This is a genomic window from Marisediminitalea alba, assembly GCF_002993365.1.
In the GTDB taxonomy this organism is placed as follows: domain Bacteria; phylum Pseudomonadota; class Gammaproteobacteria; order Enterobacterales; family Alteromonadaceae; genus Alteromonas; species Alteromonas alba.
In genome coordinates, this window is sequence record NZ_PVNP01000013.1 from 147,295 (window position 1) to 165,775 (window position 18,481).

The 18,481-nt window shown below is 50.3% G+C and carries 15 protein-coding genes; 7 read left to right on the top strand and 8 right to left on the bottom strand.

Annotated elements, in window-relative coordinates; genetic code table 11:
• Nucleotides 1–69 precede the first annotated feature (69 nt).
• Both C6Y40_RS02235 and C6Y40_RS02240 read left to right on the top strand, forming a co-directional pair.
• Nucleotides 70–558 carry a helix-turn-helix transcriptional regulator gene (locus C6Y40_RS02235; protein ID WP_240621820.1) on the top strand — a complete coding sequence of 163 codons (489 nt, stop codon included), beginning with the start codon at nt 70–72 and terminating at the stop codon, nt 556–558.
• Nucleotides 559–694: 136 nt separating this feature from the next.
• Nucleotides 695–2,503, top strand: a complete 1,809-nt coding sequence (locus C6Y40_RS02240; protein ID WP_105933135.1) for a DUF5666 domain-containing protein — start codon at nt 695–697, stop codon at nt 2,501–2,503.
• A 71-nt stretch (nt 2,504–2,574) separates the two neighbouring features.
• Here C6Y40_RS02240 and C6Y40_RS02245 read toward each other — a convergent pair whose 3' ends face one another.
• The 4 genes from C6Y40_RS02245 to glpK form a co-directional block, all read right to left on the bottom strand.
• On the bottom strand, nt 2,575–3,303 hold the full coding sequence (locus C6Y40_RS02245) for a fumarate reductase iron-sulfur subunit (RefSeq protein WP_476726840.1): 729 nt from the start codon (nt 3,301–3,303) through the stop codon (nt 2,575–2,577).
• Between the two features lie 32 nt (nt 3,304–3,335).
• Entirely contained in the window at nt 3,336–5,309 is a 1,974-nt protein-coding gene (locus C6Y40_RS02250; RefSeq protein ID WP_105933137.1) for a fumarate reductase flavoprotein subunit, read from the bottom strand.
• On the bottom strand, nt 5,309–6,070 hold the full coding sequence (locus C6Y40_RS02255; RefSeq protein WP_205664733.1) for a fumarate reductase cytochrome b subunit: 762 nt from the start codon (nt 6,068–6,070) through the stop codon (nt 5,309–5,311). The genes C6Y40_RS02250 and C6Y40_RS02255 overlap by 1 nt, the downstream gene beginning before the upstream one ends.
• Nucleotides 6,071–6,394: 324 nt before the next feature.
• Nucleotides 6,395–7,891, bottom strand: coding sequence for a glycerol kinase GlpK (gene glpK, locus C6Y40_RS02260; RefSeq protein ID WP_105933139.1), 1,497 nt, complete (start codon nt 7,889–7,891; stop codon nt 6,395–6,397).
• 243 nt (nt 7,892–8,134) lie between these two features.
• Between glpK and C6Y40_RS02265 the strand changes: the two genes are divergently transcribed.
• Entirely contained in the window at nt 8,135–9,403 is a 1,269-nt protein-coding gene (locus tag C6Y40_RS02265) for a pectin acetylesterase-family hydrolase (protein ID WP_105933140.1), read from the top strand.
• 42 nt (nt 9,404–9,445) lie between these two features.
• On the opposite strand, the gene C6Y40_RS02270 is transcribed toward C6Y40_RS02265, so the two are convergent.
• Together C6Y40_RS02270 and C6Y40_RS02275 are read right to left on the bottom strand one after the other, a co-directional pair.
• Nucleotides 9,446–10,177 carry a MauE/DoxX family redox-associated membrane protein gene (locus C6Y40_RS02270; RefSeq protein WP_105933141.1) on the bottom strand — a complete coding sequence of 244 codons (732 nt, stop codon included), beginning with the start codon at nt 10,175–10,177 and terminating at the stop codon, nt 9,446–9,448.
• A 175-nt stretch (nt 10,178–10,352) separates the two neighbouring features.
• Entirely contained in the window at nt 10,353–10,730 is a 378-nt protein-coding gene (locus C6Y40_RS02275; RefSeq protein ID WP_105933142.1) for a DUF3224 domain-containing protein, read from the bottom strand.
• A 283-nt stretch (nt 10,731–11,013) separates the two neighbouring features.
• Here C6Y40_RS02275 and speA point away from each other — a divergent pair, with 283 nt between their 5' ends.
• Complete coding sequence (gene speA / locus C6Y40_RS02280) at nt 11,014–12,942, top strand: biosynthetic arginine decarboxylase (protein ID WP_105933143.1); 1,929 nt, start codon at nt 11,014–11,016, stop codon at nt 12,940–12,942.
• Nucleotides 12,943–12,976: 34 nt separating this feature from the next.
• Here speA and C6Y40_RS02285 read toward each other — a convergent pair whose 3' ends face one another.
• Nucleotides 12,977–14,080 (bottom strand): serine hydrolase domain-containing protein, encoded by a 1,104-nt coding sequence (locus tag C6Y40_RS02285; protein WP_105933166.1) that lies wholly within the window; start codon nt 14,078–14,080, stop codon nt 12,977–12,979.
• Between the two features lie 249 nt (nt 14,081–14,329).
• Here C6Y40_RS02285 and C6Y40_RS02290 point away from each other — a divergent pair, with 249 nt between their 5' ends.
• Genes C6Y40_RS02290 through C6Y40_RS02300 form a run of 3 tightly spaced genes read left to right on the top strand, consistent with a single transcriptional unit; the run spans nt 14,330 to nt 17,070 of the window.
• A complete protein-coding gene (locus tag C6Y40_RS02290; protein ID WP_105933144.1) occupies nt 14,330–15,721 on the top strand; it encodes a DNA-3-methyladenine glycosylase 2 family protein in 1,392 nt (463 codons plus the stop codon).
• Entirely contained in the window at nt 15,721–16,173 is a 453-nt protein-coding gene (locus tag C6Y40_RS02295; protein WP_105933145.1) for a methylated-DNA--[protein]-cysteine S-methyltransferase, read from the top strand. Before C6Y40_RS02290 ends, C6Y40_RS02295 begins: the two co-directional genes overlap by 1 nt.
• On the top strand, nt 16,174–17,070 hold the full coding sequence (locus C6Y40_RS02300) for a DMT family transporter (RefSeq protein WP_105933146.1): 897 nt from the start codon (nt 16,174–16,176) through the stop codon (nt 17,068–17,070).
• Here C6Y40_RS02300 and C6Y40_RS02305 read toward each other — a convergent pair.
• Entirely contained in the window at nt 17,056–18,480 is a 1,425-nt protein-coding gene (locus C6Y40_RS02305; RefSeq protein WP_105933147.1) for a sensor domain-containing diguanylate cyclase, read from the bottom strand. The genes C6Y40_RS02300 and C6Y40_RS02305 overlap by 15 nt on opposite strands.
• Nucleotide 18,481: the final 1 nt, after the last annotated feature.

Sequence of the window (18,481 nt, forward strand, 5' to 3'; positions counted from 1 at the left end):
ATTGTGCAGGCCATTTTTTTTGGCTGCTGATATGATTTCTTTCCACCGGATGAATTGTTGGAGTAAGTGGTGAAAGATAAAGTCCTGTCTGTCGCGCTGGTGTGCATAATTGCGCTGAAGTGTATGGATCTGTATATCGACTTTTCAGAGGATCTTGAATTAATTCATATTATCCAGGAGTCCATTTTAATTCTCATCTCCTCCGGACTGTTTGTTTTTCTGATTTTTGATATTCGTCAACGCTCCAACGCCTTAAAAGCATTACGGGACGACCTGGAACTCTCCAACAATAAAGTCAGCCAGATGTCTGAAGAACTAAAACGCTCCAAGCGTGATTTCTTTGCTGCTGTGCAGGAACAGTTCGAGCGCTGGCAACTCACCCCAAGCGAAAAAGAGGTGGGCTTGTTTTTGTTAAAAGGACTTAGCCTCAACGAAATTGCCGAGCTGCGCCAGACTTCTGAGAAAACCATTCGTCATCAGGCTTCGGCGGTTTACAAAAAGTCAGACTGTACCGGTCGCCACGAATTAGCCGCGTTTTTCTTTGAGGAAATGAGTTGATTTTTATTCTATTAAATCAGCTATATGCCCCGCTTATAGGCTAAATGCCCTATGTATTTCAAACTAATGTTCTAAGGTAACAATAGCGATTAACGACTATACTCTTCACAGAATTTGCAATCACTGAGGAGTCGTAATGCGACGTTCACTGTTAAGTTTATCTATTTTGGCCGGTTTGCTAACCGGTTGTGGTGGTGGATCTTCTGATTCTGCTGTAGAAACCCTGCCATCAGGCACTGAGCCGCCAACTTCCAATCCAACTACTGTAGTAAAAAGCGGTGTGATCACCGGGTTTGGTAGTGTCTACATCGATGGTAAACGCTATACCACCAATACCACCACAATTACTGTTAACGGCAACGCCGGCGCGGCTATCGACGCATTAAAAGTGGGCATGAAAATTCAGCTCACCAGTGATGATGACGACGATGAAAATAGCAATGACGCCAGCGCAACGAGTATTACTTACGACTCAGATGTGGGTGGGATTATTCAGTCGATTGATCGCTCTGCCGGGCAAATTCAAATTGCCGGTGTAACGATGGTGTACGACGATTTAACCCATTTTATCGGTACCTCTGTTACCACATTAAACGTGGGAGATCGCATCGAGGCAAGCGGCTACGCAATGGCTGATGGCTCATTTTATGCCACATACGTAGAACTGGAAAATGATCTGCCAGAAAGTGAGCCACAGCACATCACCGGAGTGATTAGCGAGCTGGAAACGACTGCGCAAACTTTTTTCATTGGCAGCATGCAGGTGGATTACAGCCAGGCGGTGCCAGAGGGTGAGCTGGCCAACGCGCTGCAGGTTAAACTTGAGGGAGTAATAACTAACAATGTCTTTGTGGCTTCTGAGCTTGAAGTACGCAACAGCCGCTTTGAAGAGCAGGATGACATTGCAGAAGCTGAAGTGGAAGGGGTGATTACGGCGGTAGATGCTGCTGCTCAGACGCTGGAAATTTATGGTCAAACTTACGCTTATAATAATGCCACTCAGTTTGAATATGGCGCAGCTGAAAATTTAGCGCCGGGTGTAGTGGTTGAACTGAACCTGGCCTTTAATAACGGCGAGCAAACCGTTACCAAAATTGAGTTTAAACAACTATCCGTTACCGACGGCAAGCTAAAGGGAATGATTACTGCTCTGGACAACGAAGCAGGCTCATTTACCGTTAACAACACGGTATTTTACGTTAATACACAAACCCGCTTTGAAGACGATAATGACCAATACATTGCACTGAATTCACTACAACTGAATGATTTAGTGGAAGTGGTTTATCAGGTGGAGGCAGGGCAAAACATCGTACTGCGACTCGAGCGTGAGGATGACAACGAGTATTACGAGGAGTCTGAGGTTGAAGGGTATCTTACAGCTTTTACAGAGAACTCTGTAACGCTCTCGGGCCTGACTATCGCTATGAGTGTCGACGCAGTTTACTTGCTTGACGATCGCCGTGTCACGTTGGCAGAGTTCATTGCTGCCCTGGTTAACGGTGTAATACTTGAGGTACGTGGAAACTATGATGCCAATGGTAGCTTTACCGCGAATAAGTTTGAGTTGGAGCTCGAAGATGACAATTCGGATGATGATTCAGACGGTGGTTCGGATGATGGCTCTGATGATAATTCGGACGATAACGACGACGGCCAGGATAACGATGGCGCTACCACGGGTACTTATCTGGAGATTGAAGGACGGGTTAGTGCAGTGGGTGCAGACAACCGCTTTACGGTGAATGGCTACGAGGTAGATATAAGTGGTGCGTCCGAGCTTGAACTTAACGGCCGCCGGGTGAGCGCCGCTGAGTTTATGGCAGCCATCAGTGCAGGCACTATCGTCGAGGTAGAAGGTTCGCTCAACGAAGCAGGGGTACTACTGGCCAGGGAAGCTGAAATCGAAACGTCCGACGATAACGGCGAAAGTGACGACGACTAATCAGCGTTAACCGTTAGCGGCTTTATACAGCCGCTAACGGTTTGTTATCGCTCGGCTCTGCAATAAGCTGGTTAGTTTATTCCGGCAGCCGCCATAGCACGGCGCATATAAGCAATTTGCTGCGCCAGGGGCAGTTCTTTGGGGCAGAAGTCTTCACAGCCGAGCATGGTCATACAACCAAATACGCCGTGTTCGTTGCCAATGACTTCGTAAAACTGCGCATCGGTGCGATTGTCCCGGGGATCAATTTTAAAACGAGCTAATTGATTTAAGCCTACTGCGCCAACAAATTCCGGGCGCATTTGGGCAGTACCACAGCCGGCGATACAGCAACCGCACTCAATACAACGCTCCAGCTCGTAAATCTGTTCGGCCTGCTCTGGTGCCATTTTTTCTTCCATCGCATCAAAGTTACTTACTTCTGCGCTGTGAATCCAGGTTTGTAAATGCTCACTCATGCCGCGCATCCACTTACCCGTGTTCACCGATAAGTCGCCGATCAGCTCAAAGCCGGGTAATGGCATTAAAGTAACTTTGGTTGGAAGCTGGCTTATCAAGGTGCGGCAGGCGAGACCCGGGCGACCGTTAATGAGCATGGCGCAACTGCCGCAAATGCCGGCCCGGCACACAAAATCAAACTGCAAAGAGGGGGCCTGTTTAGCGCGAATTTCATTTAACGCGATAAACAGCGTCATGCTGTCTGCTTCTTCTAACTGGTAGGTTTCAAAATGCGGCTCGCTGGCCTCATCGAAAGGGTTATGCCGAAAAATCGCAAACTCAATGGTTCTCGCGGTGCTCACCTTTACCGGAATGGTTTTTTCTGTGCAGGCGTTCATGCATCAAGCTCCTCGGATAAACGGGCGTTGCGGCCACGGAAGGGTTCGGGCAAGCAGCCTGTAAAGGGCATCAGTTGCTGTTGTTTGGCAAAACGGTCTGCATCGCCTGCTTGTACGCCATCTACTTCGGCCTGACGAGTAGGCGTATCAGGGTGATCAATGCGCTCTTTGCCACCATAACCGCGCCAGCCGGGCGGCAGTTCCATGCTCATTACATCGAGCGGCTCATAGTCTATGGCAGGCGAGGCTGCCTCAGGTGACCAGCTGGTCAGCGTACGCTTGAGCCAGTCTTTGTCGTTTCTAAGCGGGAAGTCTTCACGGCAATGCGCGCCGCGGCTTTCTTCCCTGGCTAATGCACCACTGGCCACACACAGGCTTAGCTTAAGCATCTTTTTGGCGCGATAAGCCGCGCAGAGTTCCGGGTTTACACCACGGCTGGTGTCGCTGACTTTTATTCGTCCGGCACGCTCATACAGAGATTGCAATTCAGTAACCGCCTCAGCCAACTGCTCACCGTGGCGGAAAATCCCCACTTTGTCGGTCATCACTGATTGCATGGCTTCAATAATTTGCCAGGCGTTTTCGTTATTCTCGCTGCGCTGGAACGACGCCAGTTCATCACGAACCTCATTCACCTGGCTATCAATGGCCGTAGAACTGATTGCCAGGGTAGCCTCTGTGGTCAGGCTGTCGGCCATAAACTCGCCTACAATCATGCCGGCTACCACGGTTTCAGCCACCGAGTTACCGCCAAGGCGATTAAAACCGTGCATATCCCAGCAGGCAGCTTCCCCGGCGGCGAACAGGCCTTTAAGCGTAGGGGACTCGCCGCGGTAATCAGTACGGATACCGCCCATTGAATAATGCTGGGCAGGGCGTACCGGAATTAACGACTCGGTAGGGTCGATGCCTAAAAAGTACTGGCAGATTTCCTTCACCTCGCGCAGTTTGCTGTTGATATGCTTTTTGCCCAGCAAACGGATATCCAGCCACAAATGTTCACCAAAACGGGACTGTACGCCGTGGCCGTTACGAATGTGCGTTTCCATCCAGCGCGACACCACATCGCGGGAGGCAAGCTCGCGCTTCTCGGGTTCATAATCCGGCATAAAGCGGTGCTCTTTTGCATCCAGCAACAGGCCGCCATCGCCGCGACAGCCCTCAGTAACCAGTATACCCGCCGGGAAAATTCCGGTGGGATGAAACTGCACCGCTTCCATATTGCCCAGTTTGGCAATGCCGGTTTCAAGTGCGATAGCAGTACCAATGCCCTGATTAATTACGGCGTTGGTGGATACCCGGTAAATACGGCCGAAGCCGCCGGTAGCAATACAGGTGACTTTAGCCAGGTAAACCATGAGTTCACCGGTAATGAGGTTTCGTACAATCGCACCCTGACAGCGGCCGTTATCATGGAGCAGAGCAATGGCCTCCATGCGCTCGTGGACTTCAATGCCCTCGGCAATGGCCTGATTACTCATGGTATACAGCATGGAGTGGCCGGTGCCGTCGGCCACATAGTTAGTGCGCCATTTGGCCGTGCCACCAAAGTTGCGTGCGGTAATCAGGCCGTGTGACTCATCCCTTTCTGTAATCGTTACTTCTTCGCCGTTGATCACACTTTTATGATCGCCTTTTTGTACCCGGTTCCAGGGGACACCCCAGGCAGCCAGTTCGCGCACCGCTTTCGGGGCGGTATGCACAAACATGCGGGCAACTACCTGATCGGCGCCCCAGTCGCTGCCGCGAATGGTATCGGCAAAATGCACGTCTTCGTTATCGCCCCAGCCTTTGGCACTGTTGCCTAAGCTGGCTTGCATGCCACCCTGGGCGGCGGCACTGTGGGAGCGTTTAGGCGGTACAAGGCTTAAAATGAGCGGCGTAAAGCCGCGGCGTTTAACCCCAATAGCGGTTCGTAAACCCGCCAGACCACCACCAATAATCAGCGCATCGGTTACTATAGTTTGCATTAGTCATTCTCTCCTTGCGAGGCGCTGTGCAGCTGCGAATATTCGGCGGGTTGATAACGCTCTCCGGCGCTATCCTGATGCTCGTAGCCTACTTTCATATAGGCGGCGAGCGTCAGTGATCCCAGTACCAGAAAGAATAAAGTGAGTACCCATTTGGCTATGGTCAGGCGTTTGCGGCCAATTTTTGGATCCTTGCCCATAAACCAGCCCCACTTGACGAGCACCCGGTACAGGCCAATGCCGCCGTGGAGCTCAACCACAAACAGCAGCATTAAATACAGCGGCCACATGCGCCCAGTCCATACTCTGTCGGATGAGGCGTACGGGCCGATATCCGCTGGATGCATGATTAACTGGTATAAATGAACAGAGGCCAGAAAGAATAAGGCGAAACCGGTGAACACCTGCACATACCACAGGTAACTGTCGGTATGGCGTATACCGCCAAGATGATTGTGCAGGGTACGGTACTGGCGGTGAGTGGCCGGAAACTTACGCATCGCCAGAAACGCGTGAAGCACAACTAACGACAGAATAAACAGCGCAAACAGGCTCACCAGAATGGGGTAGCCCTTACCAAAGATTGGCTCGCCCTCAAACATCTTGGTCACCCAGTACATGGCATCATTGCCCAGCAGAATGCTCGACACCATAAACATGTGCGCCCACATGAACAGGGCCAGAATGATGCCGCTGACACTTTGCAGCATGTCCATTACAGCGGGGCCGCGGGGGCTGGATAGCGGATTTTTGAACAGCACAGCACTTTCTCCCTGAAAGTCGGGTTCCCTGCATGCAGGGAAAGATGGCCTGAGTGATTGAATGTAAGAGTTACGTTTTACTTTGTTATGACATGGCTGGTTGGGATTGCATAAGACGACAGCACAAACCATGCGGTATTTGTTTTACTTTACGGCACTAAAAAGTGTGGCGCAATGCACTAACTAAGGCAACTTTACCAATGTTTGTTCTGGATCATCCTCTGGTTTCAATCTCCCGTAAAAAGAGCAGGGTGGTTAAACTACTGGTACAGTTTTGTCTCGACAAGGAGCCTAAATGGCCCCTGGCTGTGCAGAATTTGGTATTTAAGAGGTCATCAGCAGGGTTGCTTTTACCGCTTTATGCCACTGGGTTAAACGCTGCTCGCGGGCGCTGTCGGTGGCATTGGCTTCAAACTCACGCTGGCAGGGATTCGCTTCGGCCAGTTGGTTTAATTCGGTGATATCTCCGGCCTGAAAAGCGGCCAGTAGTGCAGCGCCCAGTGCGGTGGTTTCCATCACTTTTGGCCTGACTACCGGCACATTCAACGTATCGGCCAGATACTGGCAAAACCACTCGTTGGCCACCATACCACCATCTACCTTTAAAATAGTTGGTGGATTACCGCCGCTGCTCATGGCAGTGACTAAGTCGTGGGTTTGAAAACAAATCGATTCGAGGGTAGCGCGCACAATATCATTGGCAGTAGTGGCACGGGTGATGCCGAAGACTGCCCCACGGGCATCAGGATCCCAGTGCGGTGCACCAAGACCGGTAAAAGCGGGCACTACCACCAGGCCGTGTTCGTTACCCACTTGTCCGGCAATGGCTTCGGAATCGGCGGCTTTTTCAATTAAACCCAGCCCGTCGCGCAGCCATTGTACCGCCGCGCCAGCAACAAAAATGGAGCCTTCTACCGCATAATGAGTAATGCCGTTAAGCCGATAAGCAATGGTGGTAAGCAGACCGGTGTGGTTAATGTCGCAATGGCATCCGGTATTAACCAGAGCAAAGCAGCCAGTGCCATAGGTAGCTTTAACACTGCCTTGTGTAACGCAGCCCTGGCCAACCATGGCAGCCTGTTGATCGCCAGCCACGCCGCTGATGTTTAGCACCACCGGTAACAGACCTGCCTGAGTCCGGCCAAAGTCGTCGGCACAATCTTTTACCTCTGGCAACAGGGCGGCTGGAATATCAAACAGCGCTAAGAGTTCCTTATCCCACTGCTGGCTGTGAATATTAAACAAACTGGTGCGACTGGCATTGGTCACGTCGGTGGCGTGCACGTTGCCGTTGGTTAAGCGCCAGATTAAAAACGTATCAACGGTGCCGAACAGCAACTTGTTATTTGCGGCCAGCTCAGCCGCGCCTTCCACATTGTCGAGGATCCAGCGAATCTTGCTGGCCGAAAAATACGGGTCCAGTTTGAGGCCGGTTTTTTGTTGTACCAGGTTTTCATGCACCGATAAGCTGCTGCAATAGCCGCTGGTGCGCCGGTCCTGCCAGACGATAGCGTTATACACTGGCTGGCCGGATTCTTTGTTCCAGACCAGCGTGGTTTCCCGTTGATTGGTGATCCCCACATGTTTGACTGACAGTTTGAGATCGCTGGCAACGGTTAGCGCCTCACGGGCGACATTCAGTACCGACTGCCAAAGTTCCTCGGGATCCTGCTCTACCCAGCCGTTTTTAGGGTAGTACTGCGGAAATTCCCGCTGCGCCGTGTAAATCATTTCAAACTGTTGGTTAAATAAAATGGCCCTGGAAGACGTGGTTCCCTGGTCGATGGCCAGGTAGGCAGAGTTACCGGTTGCAGCAGGCATACGTTACTCATTTTTCAATTAGTTATAATGATGTAGTTTAACGGGATAAAAGCGGAACGCCAGCCCGCTGGCTATTGCCCGCCCTATGGCGAAATAATTGTGGGTTACGCCAATTTATTGCTTTGCTGTCTGCGATTTTTACCTTAATGTAAATTAAGACTTATATTAATAAGCTTAACCCGCTCCTACCTGCAGCATCAGCGGTTTGTTATTAAACAATCTTTTATCACTCAAGGATGAAATATGACTCGCTTTCGCTGCTTAAGTGCTTTTATAGCTCTGTTTTCCTGTGCTCTGCATATCAATGTTAACGCTGAAGAATGGCAACAGATCCCAGTGCCAGCCACAGTAGAAATCATCAATGATGAGGGGCAACCGCAAACGCTGTCGCCAGCCTGTGCTCTGGAGACAATCACCGACCCTGCTACCGGGGCTGCTATTCCAAACGATTTCCATTTTTATTTTAAACCGGGCAATGCCGGTAAATTGGTGGTCTTTTTTAATGGTGGTGGTGCCTGTTGGAACGACGCAACCTGCGTGACATCGCTGGCTCTGAGCGGTGTACCTGGTGGCCGTCCTACTTATAACCCGTCTATGTACACTGAAAACTCGCCGGTCGATGCCGGGGGCATATTTGATGATGATAATCCGCGAAACCCCTTTGCCAACTGGAGTAAGGTGTTTATTCCTTATTGCACCGGCGATATCCACATTGGTTCAAACGATGTGGTTTATGACGATACCACAGGCATAATCACAGGCGTGCCTGCCGCGCCGGTTCCGGTGCGCCATCGCGGCTTTGATAATTTTATGGCGGTGCGAGAATGGCTAAAAGACTATTATGCCCACAGCACGGTTAAACCCCGCAGAATGTTGGTTGCCGGTTCTAGCGCCGGTGGTTATGGTGCCACTATTAATTTCCCTTACCTGCAAACTGCGTTCCCAAGAGCCCGTACCGCCTTGTTAAGCGATGGTGCTGCCGGGGTCTTGTCTGCGGGCTTCGTGGAGTCGACCTTCTCCTTTGGTCATACCTGGGGCGTAGAAAATAGCCTGGCGCCTATGTTTGCTCAGTTTATGGGAGCTTATCAGGCCGCTACGTTAAATCAGGATATGATGGGCGTGCTGGCGGCCAGCTATCCCCAGGTTCGTTTTGCTCAGTATTCTACGCAACTGGATGCAGTACAGGTGCTGTTCTACAAAATTTCCTCAGAGATTGACGCCGGTAATATGGATCCGTTTACCTGGGGCCTTACTGAAGATGACTACCTGTTGTTTATGGAGTGGAACGCAGCAATGACAGGCTCTTATACTTTCCTGAATGAGTATGTGCCGAATTATCAGTATTTTATTGGTGCAGGCGATGCACACACAGTGCTTACGAATACTTATCTCACCGCGCCGGGAGAAAATCCGTTTTATGATGAAAGAGCGGGGCGATTGCGATTCACCCGCTGGCTTCATCAGTTTGCCAACCGCTGGCAGTTCAGAAAAACCAGTGTGATTGACCAGTAAACAACACAGGCTGCCATCTGGCAGCCTTTTTTAAAACACGAATTAGCTCAGTAGCATCAGTAAACCACCGCCAATCATAAACAGGTTTTCCGACAGTGAAATAAAGCCCAAAGGCACATTGCTGTCGCCGCCTACGCAGGCGCATTTGAGTTCTCGCTTGTCTACATACACCGCTTTAAATACTGATACGGCACCAACGGTACCGATAAACAGCGATACCGGAGCAACCCACAGGGCTGGCAAACCCGTTATCATGCCGATACCCGCATAGGCCTCCAGAAATGGATACCAATAACCGTAGCGCAGCCAGCGCATGGCAAGCAGGTCATAGGTAATAAAAGACTGCGTAAAGCTGTATAAATCCTGCAGTTTTTGTACTGCAAGAAAACACATGCTGACGGCAATAAACAGCAATAATGAAGATAAACTCAGCAGGCCGCTGGATGAGGCAAACTGCCAACCGACGGTCATTAATGCTGCTACCGAAAAAATGGCAATGACCGGTGTGTAGGTAGTCCCTGTCTGGCCCGCCTCGCCTTTACCGAAATACTCGCGGAGGTCGTCGTAACCGCCAATCAGCTTGCCATCAATAAAGGTTTGCGGGGTGGTTTCTACATCGTATTGCTGTTTAAACGCATCGGTTTCTTCGCGGGAAGTTAACTGATGATCTTCCACCTCAAACCCTTCCCGCTCCAGTAAATCCTTAGAGCGCAGGCCAAAAGGGCAAATATGTTGTGATGTCACCATGCGATAAAGCTCGGCTGTTTTATTCATGAAGTCCTCCGCAATGAAAATTATTCACACCCTACGCGCCCGACCTGCAATAACTACAGCACAACACGTTAAAATAGAGGGTGTTTAACACTTTACGGAAGAGCATTGCAGGAACCATTCCTGCAATGGTAAATCATTATTGTTAACTGCTTAGTGGCTTACTACCGCGGGGGCCTCAGGTAAAATCGAATTCAAAGTCGTAGTAGTGCTTACCATCGACTATTTGAATTTGCATATTTCCGTATAAACCTTCCAGGCCGTCGGTGGCTGTATCTGGTACCACTACGATGGTTAGCTTTTGCTCGCCCCGGCTCATAATGCCCAGATGTTGCAAAGAGAAGCTGCCTTTTTTACCTTGCAGTTCGCCTTCAAAGGTTTCGATGGCTACGTAACCTGCTGAACCTGGCACGGTGCTGCGCTTACTGAGCATCTGTCCACTGGAAGTACCGGCAAGCTCGCCGGTAAAGGATTTTGTGAATAGCATTCTGCCCATGTCCAGCTCGTCCTGCTGTGGGGTTAACTCAACGGCAAATTCTCCTAATACACGTTGCATTCCCTCATACTCCTTTCCGTGGACTTATCCCGGCACCATGAAATGCTCACAGATAATATGTTAACGTCATGAATTTGTACTACTTTATGGTACTGTGGTGAGTAAAAAATAGTCAACAAATTTCTATCATATTGACTTAATACGTAAAAAAGCAGTAATCCGGGTCAGTGCCAGGTGCGTAAATTGTCATAGCGCTGATTGTAAAGACCGTTATAATACGCGCCATGAGCATGTCAGCTGCAAATCATTTTTACCAGCACGCAAAATATTTAAGGTGTTAGCGATGGATGGAACTTCTCAGGAGTGGTCTGTTGAAGAGGCAGAACGCGTATACGGCGTTTCCCGTTGGGGCGGTGGCTATTTTCACATTGGTGAAAACGGCAATATCAAGGTCACACCCAACCCTTCAGATCCATCAATTCAAATCGATTTCAAAGCGGTCATTGAAGAGATCCATCAGGAAGGCGTGCAACTGCCAGTTGTAGTACGTTTTCATGATATTTTGCGTTCTCAGGTTGCTAATCTGAATACTATCTTCCGCAATACCATTGCAGAGGCTGAATACAGCGGCGAATATCAGGGCGTGTATCCGGTGAAAGTTAACCAGATGCGTGAAGTGGTGGAAGAGATCGTTGATGTGGGTGAACACTACAACTATGGTCTTGAGGCCGGTTCTAAGGCTGAGCTCATTACCGTGTTGGCACTTAACACCAATGAAGACTCATTGACCATTCTTAATGGCTATAAAGATGAAGAGTTTATGCGTTTGGCTTTGCTCGGTCGCAAACTCGGTCGGCGCATGGTTGTGGTTGTTGAGAAATACTCAGAACTACTGCTTCTGGTTAAAATCTCCAAAGAACTGGGCATTGAACCGTTAATTGGTGTACGCGCCAAAATGACAGTAAAAGGCCGTGGTAAATGGGAGAGCTCCGGTGGCGAACGAGCCAAATTTGGCTTGAGCTTTGCCGAAATCATTAATACCGCCCGTTATCTCAAAGAGCAGGGCATGGCGCATTGCCTTAAGTTATTGCATTTTCATATTGGTAGTCAGCTTACCGATATCCGCTCGGTTAAAGAGGCTATTTCTGAAGGCGGTCGCATTTATGCTGAAATGCATAAGATGGGGTTCCCGCTCGATTATGTTGATGTGGGTGGTGGTCTTGGAATCGACTACGACGGAACTGCTTCAACCAGTGAATCCTCGCGCAATTACTCCATGCAGGAGTACGTGGCCGACGTGGTTTATGGTATGAAAGAGGTGTGCGATCTGGAAGGTGTTCCGCATCCTCATCTGGTTAGCGAAAGTGGCCGCGCGATTACCGCCCACCACAGCTGCGTAATTACTCAGATCGTGGGTGAAATTCGCTCTAATAGCGCAGGAGTAGATACCGGCGAGGCTGAAGGTGAGCATTATTTCGTTAAGAACATGCGGGAAATGGCCAGCACATTCGATCAACAAACCAATATGCAGGAAGTGTATAACGACGCCTCCCAATATAAAGAGCAAGCGTTGGATGCCTTCAAGTTGCGTGTCCTTTCGTTAGAAGAATTGGCAAAAATCGAAACGCTGTACTGGGAAATCATGGAGCGCTTACAGGCGTATTATGCTCATGCTGACTATGTACCCGAAGAGCTGCAGGAGCTCGATTACAGTTTGTCATCACAATATTTGTGTAATTTCTCGGTGTTTCAGTCGGCAGCTGATACCTGGGCTATCGACCAGTTATTGCCGGTTGTGCCGATCACACGCATGAATGAACGCCCGGAGGTAAACTGTTCGCTGGTAGACATTACCTGCGACAGCGATGGCAAAATCGATCAGTTCACTGTCGGCCGTGAAATCACCGATGTGTTGCCAATGCACAAGCTGAAGCCTGATGAGCCCTACTATATTGGTCTGTTCCTGACCGGTGCGTATCAGGACGTAATGGGTGATATGCACAATTTGTTTGGCCGTCTGAACGAAGTGCACATTTTCAGTTACGATGATGATCCGGAAGATTTTTACATCGAAGAAGTGGTGAAAGGAACCTCAGTGGAAGACGTACTGAGCATCATGCAGTATAACCCGAAAGCTATGGCTTACGATGTGAAGCGTTTAATCGACAAGCAGGTTTCTGCGGGCAATATCAAACCCCGTGAAGGAGTACGCTGGACAGACTTTTATGAAGCCTGTCTGAGCGGTTATACCTATTTAAAAACCGGCAAATAACACCAGTCCCGCCCGCCATTCTGTGGGCGGGAAACTACTCAGGCAAGCGACGCTTTGCCTGCTCAAAGTAAGCTTCCCAGAAGTCCGCTGTGGTGGTGTTTATGAGGTTAGACTCAGCGTTCATCAGCATCACATAGCCGGCTTTGTATTTCGGCGAAAACGACACATCAGCACGATAGCCTTTTACCCAGCCGCCATGATAGTTGAGTACTTCGCCGGCATAATCGTAGATTCGCCAGCCAAGACCATAATGGGCATCGCTAAGATCGTCACGCCAGCCGCGGCGGTAGACCTCACGGGTGGTACGTACCCGCGGAGTGGTAACTGCCGCCACAACATCTTCCGGCACAACAGTGGGAAACTCCAGTAACATAGCTTGCAGCCAGCGGGTCATATCATTGATGCTGGCATTTACACCGGCCGCCGGTGTAAACCGGTAGTAATTACTTTCCACCTGACCTTCGCGCCAGCGATTTCGCGCAATCGCAATATGCGGGCGAGCCCATTGCTCTGAGGCCAGCAAACCACCTTTGCCGGCACTGGCAGTATCCATCCCGAGCGGAGTGAGCAGTTGCTCCTGCAACTGGCGCTGATAAGAGGTATTGCGACTGACAAAGTATTCCTGGATCACGCCAAACAGCGCGTTCTGATAAGTGTAACACTCGCCGGGCTGACACAAGGGTTCGAGTCCGGCGAGTTGATTGAGGACCCGCTTTAATGGGTAATTCGCTTCAATAAGATTGTCGTAAGCGTTAGGCATAAAGCCACTGGACTGGCCAACAATATGGCCCAGTGTCATGCCTGGGTTCAATGTGCCTGCGGCGCCCAGCGTAGGGCTCATTTCGGTCACGGGGGTCGTCCAGTCGAGTTGATTCTGACGCACCAGCTTGGCCATCAGTACAGCGGTAAAGGTCTTCGATACCGATGCCAGGCGGAACACCGTATTCTCGTCAACAGGCTTCCCGCCACTGTGAGTTCTGCCGTAAACCTTGATAACCGGTGATTTGCCCTGCTGATAAAATACCATGGCGTAACCGGGCACATTGTATTTGCGTGCGTCGCGCTTTACCTGGGCAGCATAGTCTTCAAACCACTGGTCGGCGGCGATCGTGGTGTTACTAACAATGCATCCAGGCATTACACACAGCGCGATAAAACAGTACCGACGCAGCAAGTCCAAATAAGGCAAACAAAAAACTCCGGAATATGGGATTGAATAATATTGTGGCAAATGATCGACGCTATTATGCGGGGTGACCGCACAGTGATCAACTCATTGAAAGTAAGTGCTGATTAATCCATCGCTGACTGTCAGTTCCGATTTCTTCGCAACCTGTTCAGCAAAGCAGGCTACAATGGCCATATGTAAATCAACCGCGAGACTGCGATGCTCGACGCCGCTCTGCAACAACAGTACTCTGAGGCCCGAAAATCCAGGGATCGCCGGTTTGACGGGCGGTTTTTTGTGGCAGTAAAAACTACCGGCATTTTTTGTCGGCCTGTCTGTCCTGCCCGTCTGCCGGATGAAAAGAACGTGGATTACTATCATTATGCGCAGCAGGCTATTGAGCAGGGCTATCGGCCTTGTTTGCGGTGTCGGCCAGACAGCGCGCCGGGCTCATTTGCCTGGCGCGGCGTGAGCACCACCACCCAGCGTGCCATGCGGTTGCTGAGTGAGTCACTCGATGAAACGGTGCAGGCCATCGCCGAACGTTTGGGGATCAGCGAGCGTTACCTTGGGCAGTTAATCAGCCGGGAAGTGGGCATGTCACCCAAACGGTTTCAGCTCTACAGTCGGCTATTGCTGGCAAAACGCCTGCTGCAGCAAACGTCTCTGTCTGTTGAGGATGTGGCGTTAGCCAGCGGGTTTCAATCGAGCCGCAGCCTGCAAAGCCACTTAAAAAAAGATTTTGCCTTAACCGCAGGTGATATTCGCAAAGCTGGCGGGCGGCAGGCCATGGCATCGGAACTAACACTTTTTTTGCCGGTACGATTACCCTATAACTGGTCGCAGATAAGAGATTTTTTGCAATTAAGAGCGCTAGAAGACATTGAGAGTGTGGAGGCGCAAAGTTATAGCCGGGCCTTTCGTGTTGATAATGAACCGGGTTTTGTTTGCGCCACGTTTGATGAACAACAAGGCGGCTTCCACATAAAAGCGCAGCTCACCCGACCGCAACATTTGCCGCCGTTGTTGACCACGTTGCGCCGGGTACTGGATATGGATACTGATCCACAGAGTGTCGGGCAGGCATTAAGTAATGCCGAAGTGCCTCCAGAACTGCAGTCCAACGGCTTACGGTTACCCGGTGTGTGGAGTCTATTTGAAGCCGGCTGCAGGGCAATTATAGGTCAGCAAATCAGTATCAAAGCGGCAATCACGCAGTTGCAGCGTTTGAGCGATGAACTGGGTGAAAAACAGCCATATGGCCATACTTTTCCAAGCCCGCAGAGAGTGGCCTCTTCGGCGCTGGATATGCTTAAAATGCCGGCAGCCAGAAAGCAGGCTATCCGCGATTTTGCCGCGCTGGTGGCAGCAAATCCGGGTAAAGAACTCAGCGACAGTGACATTCTGGCGATTAAAGGTATTGGCCCGTGGACCTTACAATATATTAAACTGCGAGGCAGCAGTGAGCCGGATGTCTATCTGGAAAAAGATCTTATTGTTGCTCGTCAGGCACAACGCTTTGCCATTAAGGCATCGCTGGGGGCACCATGGCGAAGTTACCTCACCATCCAGCTATGGTTACTTGCCAATCAACACACCGGAGAAACCTAATGGCACTCAGTTACTGGCAAAGCCCCTGCGGGCTTATGGCAATCAGCGCGGATGAAAAGGGCATCACCAGCATTCGTTTTGTGTCAGAATCGACTGCTGCGGCAAGCCCCTCCGATCTTACTCTGGCCTGTTGCGAGCAGCTTGAGGCTTACTTCGACGGCCGCCTGACCACTTTTAGTGTGCCGTTAAACCCATCCGGCACTGTGTTTCAGCAGCAGGTATGGCGCCAGCTGCAGTCAATACCCTATGGTCACACTGTAAGTTACGGCGCTATTGCCAATGGCATTGGTCAGCCCACAGCTTTGCGTGCGGTGGGCATGGCAAACGGCAAAAACCCGCTAACCATTATTGTGCCTTGTCATCGTGTGATTGGTAGCAATGGCAAATTAACCGGTTATGCGGGTGGCTTAACCAGAAAGCAGTTTTTGTTGGCATTGGAAGGAGCAATTTAGGTGACATCGCGAGAAATGGGCGCATTATTACTCCTTGGCGCTATTTGGGGAGCCTCGTTTATTTTTATGCGCGTGGCCGCGCCTGAATTTGGCATAGTGCCGCTGGTGGTCCTGAGAACCTCACTTGCAACCTTAGTGTTTCTGCCATTCTTATTTCTCACCGGTGGTGGTCGGCAGATGGTTAAACTCTGGAAGCCAATGTGCCTGCTGGGGGCGATTAATACAGCGGTGCCTTTTGCGCTATTCAACTTTGCCAGCTTGCAATTACAAAGCGGGGTACTGGCTATTCTCAATGCAACCGCACCAATGTTTGCTGCCATGTTTGCGTTTATCTGGCTGCGAGAACGCCTCAGTACGCTCGCAATAACCGGCCTGTTGTGTGGATTTGTTGGCGTGGTGGTGATCAGCCTGGATAAAACCCTGGGCAGTCAGCTCAGTATTGTGCCGGTACTGGCCGTGCTCGGCGCCGCCGGTTGTTATGGCTGGGGCGCCTGTATGATGAAGAAATCGCTGGCGGGGGTAAAACCGGTGGCGGTGGCTGCGGGCAGTCAGTTGTGGGCCTCGCTGTTACTTACCCCGTTTGCATTAATGCAGCTCCCCGAAGCCTGGCCTTCATCGCTGGCATGGATGAACGCTTTGGCGCTGGCACTGGTGGGTACTGGCATGGCTTATTTGCTGTATTTTTACCTGATAGCTTCTGCCGGCCCGGCCAAAGCGGTGATGGTGGGATATCTGGTGCCGTTATTTGGCATCGCCTGGGGCGTTATATTTCTCAACGAGATCTTAAGTGTGTGGGACTTCTGCGGCGGACTGCTGATATTGCTGGGGATAAGTTTTACTACGGGTGTTGCCCAGCGCGTTGCGCACTGGGCAAAACAGCGATTAGTTGTCAATTAATTGCACACGTACCAGATTACGGCCATCACGACGAGCCTGATATAAAGCATCCTCAGCGTGGGCAGTAAGCTCATTGAGGTTACGCTTAGAGGCAGTAAACGACACACCAAAGCTGGCGGTTAAGTGCATTTCCGGATAGTCGCTCGGTGGCGGCAGAATAGCAATACCGTGGCGCAGCGTTTGCGCCAGTTCCTGCGCTTCACGAGGGCCCATTTCGGGGAGCAGAATAATAAACTCCTCACTGCTCCAACGCCCCAGTACGTCCTGTTCCCGCAGGTGACTGGAAATAAAACCAGAGACTTTGTCGAGCACGTCATCACCGGCATTGCGGCCAAACTGGTCGTTGATATCCATAAAGTGATCTATGTCGACCATAATAATACTCAGTGACGCGTTTTGTTCCGAAAGCGACTGGTAGGTTTCTTCCAGCTGATTGCGATCCGGCAAACGGTGAGTATTGCGAATAATCAACTCCGGCTGCATATCGCGGCGGAAGTAGTACAGCAAATTATAGATAAGCAGAAACAGCGCAAAAATAATTACCAGCATGGTAACCACGCTGAAAATAAAGCCCTGGGAAATCTCTGCTTGTCTGGCGTCAAGCGGACTCAACAGGTAAACCGTCCAGCCAAACTGAGGCAGACTCACTTCAGCAATGAGGTGGTCTTTACCATCAATGGTGATCAGCTGGTTGTTAAGGGCGTTTTTGGCGCGGATAGGTTCCGGCAGGCTGGCGTACCAGGGTAGCTCTGATAAGTTGGTAAATTCGGAATAGGTGGCAACCAGCGTTTGATCCGATGACAGCATAATGTCGCCTGAACCATCTACGAACAAAAAGTCGTAGCCATACTGGCGTTTGTAGGTTTCAAAAACCGAAACAAAGCTTTTTAAGCTTTTTCCTACACCAAAAAAGCCTAAAAACTTACCGGCATCGTCATAAATCTTTATATCGATATAAAAATGCGGGTTTTCCCACTTACCAATATCCGCTACTGCATCGGCTTCTCTGTCACGATATTTAAAATACCACGACACCTCGCCTTCAATCAGTGCGAGCTTGGTACCATCAGAATTGTATTGCATGCGGGCCAGATCGCTGGCAATAAAGAAGGTTAAGCCAAACTCCTGCTCCAGGCGGTCCAAGGCAGAAAATACCTCGGATTCGTTGATATTTTCATGCTCCATTAATTCTACCAGCTCCCGGGATTTTCCAAGTGCTTCAGAAACATGCAGCGGTTTTAATATTTGCGACACAATAAGCGAAACCGCTGGCGACAACGATTGTTGTTGAGCCCGACTTTGCTCAGCGACGATTTTTGAGATGCTGAAGTGTACTAAAGTGACAATCGCAATCACTACTACTGCAAACAGCAGTAATATACTTCGATGTAATGTCCTGAACGCATTCACT

Bases quoted from the DNA above. Each gene is read 5' to 3' on its own strand.
- C6Y40_RS02270 (WP_105933141.1), bottom strand. From the start codon at position 10,177: ATGAATAAAACAGCCGAGCTTTATCGCATGGTGACATCACAACATATT.
- C6Y40_RS02290 (WP_105933144.1), top strand. From the start codon at position 14,330: ATGCTCGACGCCGCTCTGCAACAACAGTACTCTGAGGCCCGAAAATCC.
- C6Y40_RS02295 (WP_105933145.1), top strand. From the start codon at position 15,721: ATGGCACTCAGTTACTGGCAAAGCCCCTGCGGGCTTATGGCAATCAGC.
- C6Y40_RS02275 (WP_105933142.1), bottom strand. From the start codon at position 10,730: ATGCAACGTGTATTAGGAGAATTTGCCGTTGAGTTAACCCCACAGCAG.
- C6Y40_RS02240 (WP_105933135.1), top strand. From the start codon at position 695: ATGCGACGTTCACTGTTAAGTTTATCTATTTTGGCCGGTTTGCTAACC.
- C6Y40_RS02250 (WP_105933137.1), bottom strand. From the start codon at position 5,309: ATGCAAACTATAGTAACCGATGCGCTGATTATTGGTGGTGGTCTGGCG.
- C6Y40_RS02285 (WP_105933166.1), bottom strand. From the start codon at position 14,080: ATGCCTGGATGCATTGTTAGTAACACCACGATCGCCGCCGACCAGTGG.
- speA (WP_105933143.1), top strand. From the start codon at position 11,014: ATGGATGGAACTTCTCAGGAGTGGTCTGTTGAAGAGGCAGAACGCGTA.
- C6Y40_RS02265 (WP_105933140.1), top strand. From the start codon at position 8,135: ATGACTCGCTTTCGCTGCTTAAGTGCTTTTATAGCTCTGTTTTCCTGT.
- glpK (WP_105933139.1), bottom strand. From the start codon at position 7,891: ATGCCTGCTGCAACCGGTAACTCTGCCTACCTGGCCATCGACCAGGGA.